We start from the raw sequence: 4,744 nt of genomic DNA, 5'->3' as shown, positions 1-4,744 counted from the left end.
GGCATGGGGCTGCCGGGAGGTGGCTCTGCCGGGGCTGCTGCGAGTGGGCGACCGCAGGAGCCTGCCCCGGGTAGCCGGGGTGTGTGGCGCTGGATTTGCGCTGAGGGGCGTACGCCGGAGCGTGCGTATGCATTGAGGGCGCACGGCGTGGGGGCGCGCTCCGGGCGTGCATGGCGGGCAGGGGTGTGTGAAGTGGGTTCGCGCTCTGCGGGCGCACGGTTGGAGTGAGTGTCGGTGCTTTGAGCGGCGTGCGGCTTGAACGTTCACGCCGGCTTGCGTGAGGCCGCGCCCGCGCGCCGAGAGGGAGGCGCCCCCACCCGACCGGCGGCGACGGGGCGCGAAGCCACAGCGCATGCACTCCGAGCGCGCGTGATACGCGTACGCGCCCGGCGCACCCGACGCGAGTTCAGGCGCCCGGCGCACTCGCGGCAGGATCATGTGCCGGGCGCGCGCAACCCGAGCCGGTGCACCCGGCGCACACGCTTCAGCTCGCGCGCCAGGCGTGCACAACGCCAGCTCGTACGCTCCGCGCGTGCGCCCCATCATGCGTCTGTACGGGCCGCCGCCCCTTCGCCCTGCGCGTGCGCTGCGGGCGTGCGCCCTGGGGCGTGGCTCAAGTCGTGCGGCGGATGCGGCCGTCCGGGCGTACGGTCGGAGACATGCGCATTGTCATCGCTGGAGGTCATGGTCAGATCGCGCTGCGGCTGGAGCGGCTGCTCGCCGCGCGCGGAGACGAGGTCGCGGGGATCATCCGTCACGCCGAGCAGGGCGACGACCTACGGGAGGCCGGTGCCGAACCGGTGCTGCTGGATCTGGAGTCGGCCTCGGTCGAGGAGGTCGCCGAGTGCCTGCGCGGCGCCGACGCGGCGGTCTTCGCGGCGGGCGCGGGTCCCGGCAGCGGAGTGGCTCGCAAGGACACCGTGGACAAGGGGGCGGCGGTCCTGTTCGCGGACGCGGCGGTTCGGGCGGGCGTACGACGGCACGTGATCGTTTCGTCGATGGGCGCCGACCCGGCGCACCAAGGGGACGACGTGTTCGACGTGTATCTGCGGGCGAAGGGCGAGGCGGACGCGTACGTCCGGAGTCTGGACGGGCTCGACTGGACAGTCCTGCGCCCCGGTTCACTGACGAACGACCCCGGCACCGGCCTCGTACGGCTGGAGGCGCACACGGGCCGCGGTGCGATCCCGCGCGACGATGTGGCCGCCGTACTGGCGGAGTTGGTGGACACGCCCGCGACGGCGGGGCTGACCCTGGAGCTGGTCGGTGGGGCGACGCCGGTCTCGGTGGCGGTGAAATCGGTCGCCGGCAACTGAGGAGGGCGGATGCGGGAGGCCCGGCCGAGCAGGCGATCGTCAGCGGTCAGATGTAGTCAGAACAGGGGCAGTTGGCCGGGCATCTCGGGGATGACGTAGCCGTCCAACGACGGTTGCGCGGCGTCCGGTTGGGCCGGTCGGCGTGAGCCGGGGCAGGAGACCAGTACGCCGGTCCCGCGGGCGCCGGGCGGGTCGTGCCGGGCGAACCGGCCGGCGACGACGGCGATCTCGCGCCGGCATTCGGGGCAGTGTCTGCGACGAGTGGACATGGGGTCAGTGTGCCCCGGGGCCTGCTCAGTTGATCGTCAGCCGATATAGGGGGACGTACGCGTCCGGTCCGCCGCGTGGGTGATGCGCAGGCTCATGGTCGGGTGGATGTCCAGTTCGGAGAGGGCGTCCGGGTCGACCCAACGGACCTGGGTGGTCTCGCCGCTGGTGCGCAGTTCGCCGCCCGTGGGGCGCGCCCGGAAGCAGAGGCTGAACTGCTGGCGGACCTCCCCGTCGTCGTACCGCATGACGTGCCCGGGGTCGGTATAGATGCCGGACAGGTCGACGACCTCGACCTGTATCCCGGTCTCCTCCCACACCTCCCGCACGACCGTGTCACTGATGGACTCGCCGAGGTCGTGGCCGCCTCCGGGCAGCGCCCAGCGGCCGTTGTCGGAACGCTGGACCAGCAGGATGCGCCCGGCGTCGTCGCGTACGAAGGCGACGACGGCGGGTACGACGGAGGTGGCCGGAGGGGCGTCCGGGTCGTGGAAGTAATCGGTGCGGCCCATGGGTCTTACATACCCGCATGACGGCCCACGCGCGCGGGCCGTCATTCCCCGTGCTCCACTCAGCTCTCCCTTCCGACCCTCCGCCGCCCCTCCCTCCTCGGCCCTCCACCGGGCCCTCACGAAATCCGACGCCGTACGCCACCCAGCCCCTTCTTGCTTAAGTCAATCAACTGACTTAGTTTTGTCGAGTCGTGCACACCCGATGCCCAACGCCGCCCACGGAGGCCCGACCATGTCCCACGCACTCCCCCGACCCGCCGACGACGGGGTGGTGTCCGCAGCGCCGCGGGCACATGCCGTCGTAGCGGTCCTGGCTTTCGGCGTGATCGTGGTCTCGCTGATGCAGACCCTGGTGATCCCGATCGTCCCGGAGCTGCCGAAGCTTCTGAACGCCCCGGCGTCCGACACCGCCTGGGCCGTCACGGCCACGCTGCTCGCCGCGGCCGTCGCCGTCCCGATGATGGGGCGGCTCGGTGACATGTACGGCAAGCGCCGCATGCTGCTGACCAGCCTGGTCCTGCTGGTCGCGGGTTCGGTGACGGCCGCGCTCAGCGACTCGCTGACCCCGATGATCATCGGCCGGGCGTTGCAGGGCGCGGCCGGCGGTGTGATCCCGCTCGGCATCAGCATCATGCGGGACGAACTGCCCGCGGAACGCCTAGGTTCGGCCACCGCGATGATGAGCGCCTCGCTCGGCGTGGGCGCCGCGCTCGGACTGCCCGCGGCCGCGCTGATCGCTGACCACTTCGACTGGCACGTGCTGTTCTGGAGCTCGGCCGGGATGGGGGTCGTGGCGCTGCTCCTGGTCCTGTTCGTGGTGCCGGAGTCCAAGGTGCGCACGGGCGGCCGCTTCGACGTCGTCGGCGGCCTGGGAATGGCGGTCGGCCTGGTCTGCCTGCTGCTCCCCATCTCCAAGGGCGGCGACTGGGGCTGGGACAGCGGCACCACGCTCGGTCTGTTCGGCGCGTCCGTCGTCGTACTGCTGCTGTGGGGCTGGTACGAGTTGCGGGCCGAGCAGCCGCTGGTCGACCTGCGCACCACCGCGCGCCGCCAGGTCCTCGTCACCAACCTCGCCTCGGTCGCGCTCGGCTTCGGCATGTTCGCGATGTCCCTGGTGCTTCCGCAGCTGCTGCAGTTGCCTGAGGCGACCGGCTACGGCCTGGGCAAGTCGCTGCTCACCGCCGGTCTGGTCATGGCCCCGTCCGGCCTGGTGATGATGGCGGTGGCCCCGGTCTCCGCCGCCCTCTCCAAGGCGAAAGGCCCGAAGGCGAGCCTGATGCTCGGCTCCCTGATCGTCGCGGCCGGCTACGGCCTGCAGATCCTGCTCATGTCGGAGGTGTGGCAGTTCGTACTGGTGTCCTGCGTCATCGGTTCCGGCATCGGCTTCACCTACGGCGCGATGCCCTCGCTCATCATGGGCGCGGTGCCGCCGTCGCAGTCGGGCGCGGCCAACAGCCTCAACACGCTGATGCGGTCCATCGGCACGTCGACGGCCAGCGCCGTCGCCGGCGTCATCCTCTCCCAGATGACCATCCGCCTGGGCCCCCTCTCCGTCCCCTCAGAGAACGGCTTCAGGACGGTCCTGGCGGTCGGCGGCGGCGCCGCTCTGCTGGCCTTCGCGGTGGCTTCGCTCATTCCCCGGCACGGGGCTGCGACTTCTGACGGTGGGATGACGGCTGAGAGTGCGTCGGGCGGTGGCGGCACGGCGGCCACGGGCGCCGCAGCGATGGCTGCGCCGAGCTCGGCAGGCGCGGGCGGTACCGCAGCATCCGTCTCGACGGTGGACGCCCCCTGCATGGACACGCCCGGTCGAGTCCCGTCGGGCGCGGGGGACGCTCTCGGCCCGCTCGCCCACCCGAACGGCGGTGGCATCCCCGTGACCGGGCACGTCTTCGCCGCCGAGCGCGTACCGGTGGCCGCCGCCGCGGTCACACTGATCTCCCTCGGCGGCGAACAACTGAGCAGGTCGGTCTCGCGGCAGGACGGTTCGTACGGCGTCGAGGCGCCCACCGCCGGCTCGTATGTGCTGATCGCCTCCGCCGAGGGGTTCCAGCCGCAGGCCTCGACGCTCGTCGTCGCGGACGTCCCGGTTTCGTACGACGTCCTGCTGAGCGGCACCAGCGGGCTCGCCGGTCTGGTGCGGTCCGCGGACAGCGGGGCTCCGGTCGCCGACGCGGTGGTCATCGTGACGGATGAGCGCGGGGAGGTGCTGGCGAGCGGACGGACGGACGTGCTGGGCGAGTTCACGGTCACCGACCTGGTGCCGGGGACGGTGACCCTGGCCGTCAACTCCCCCAAGCACCGCCCGCTGGCCCTGCCCGTCGAGATCGGCGCCACGGGCACCACGCGGGTCGAGGTGGAACTCCGGCCGGGCGTCCACGTCCGGGGCACGATCCGCGGAGGCGGTGCCCCGCTGAGCGACGCCCGCGTGACCCTCGTCGACGCGGCGGGCAACGTGATCGCCACGACCCGCACCGACATCGACGGCGCCTACGCCTTCTCCGACCTGGACAGCGGCGCGTACACGCTCATCGCGACGGGGTACCCGCCGCGAGCGGCGACGGTGACGGTCTCCGGGAGCGACGCCGACGAACACGACATCGAACTCGCCCACAGCACGGAGTAGTTCGGCGCGGGCGGGAGTGAGCG

At 72.0% G+C, this 4,744-nt stretch carries 4 protein-coding genes; 2 read left to right on the top strand and 2 right to left on the bottom strand.

Going from position 1 to position 4,744, the window contains the following annotated elements; translation table 11 throughout:
• Nucleotides 1–659: 659 nt before the first annotated feature.
• Nucleotides 660–1,316, top strand: a complete 657-nt coding sequence (locus GRC12_RS41995; protein ID WP_208785708.1) for an SDR family oxidoreductase — start codon at nt 660–662, stop codon at nt 1,314–1,316.
• A 56-nt stretch (nt 1,317–1,372) separates the two neighbouring features.
• On the opposite strand, the gene GRC12_RS41990 is transcribed toward GRC12_RS41995, so the two are convergent.
• Nucleotides 1,373–1,585, bottom strand: a complete 213-nt coding sequence (locus GRC12_RS41990; protein WP_208785707.1) for a hypothetical protein — start codon at nt 1,583–1,585, stop codon at nt 1,373–1,375.
• Nucleotides 1,586–1,621: 36 nt separating this feature from the next.
• Nucleotides 1,622–2,095 carry an NUDIX domain-containing protein gene (locus tag GRC12_RS41985; RefSeq protein ID WP_208785706.1) on the bottom strand — a complete coding sequence of 158 codons (474 nt, stop codon included), beginning with the start codon at nt 2,093–2,095 and terminating at the stop codon, nt 1,622–1,624.
• Nucleotides 2,096–2,327: 232 nt separating this feature from the next.
• On the opposite strand from GRC12_RS41985, the gene GRC12_RS41980 reads away from it, so the two are divergent.
• Nucleotides 2,328–4,721: an MFS transporter gene (locus GRC12_RS41980; RefSeq protein WP_208785705.1), complete on the top strand. Its 2,394-nt coding sequence runs from the start codon at nt 2,328–2,330 to the stop codon at nt 4,719–4,721.
• The last annotated feature ends 23 nt before the right edge of the window (nt 4,722–4,744 follow it).

This window comes from Streptomyces griseorubiginosus, assembly GCF_017614965.1.
GTDB classification, from domain to species: domain Bacteria; phylum Actinomycetota; class Actinomycetes; order Streptomycetales; family Streptomycetaceae; genus Streptomyces; species Streptomyces griseorubiginosus_B.
This window is presented reverse-complemented; position numbering and strand designations above follow the sequence as displayed.

Excerpts from the sequence above, each read along its gene's own strand:
- GRC12_RS41995 (WP_208785708.1), top strand. The coding sequence starts at position 660 with ATGCGCATTGTCATCGCTGGAGGTCATGGTCAGATCGCGCTGCGGCTG.
- GRC12_RS41985 (WP_208785706.1), bottom strand. The coding sequence starts at position 2,095 with ATGGGCCGCACCGATTACTTCCACGACCCGGACGCCCCTCCGGCCACC.
- GRC12_RS41990 (WP_208785707.1), bottom strand. The coding sequence starts at position 1,585 with ATGTCCACTCGTCGCAGACACTGCCCCGAATGCCGGCGCGAGATCGCC.
- GRC12_RS41980 (WP_208785705.1), top strand. The coding sequence starts at position 2,328 with ATGTCCCACGCACTCCCCCGACCCGCCGACGACGGGGTGGTGTCCGCA.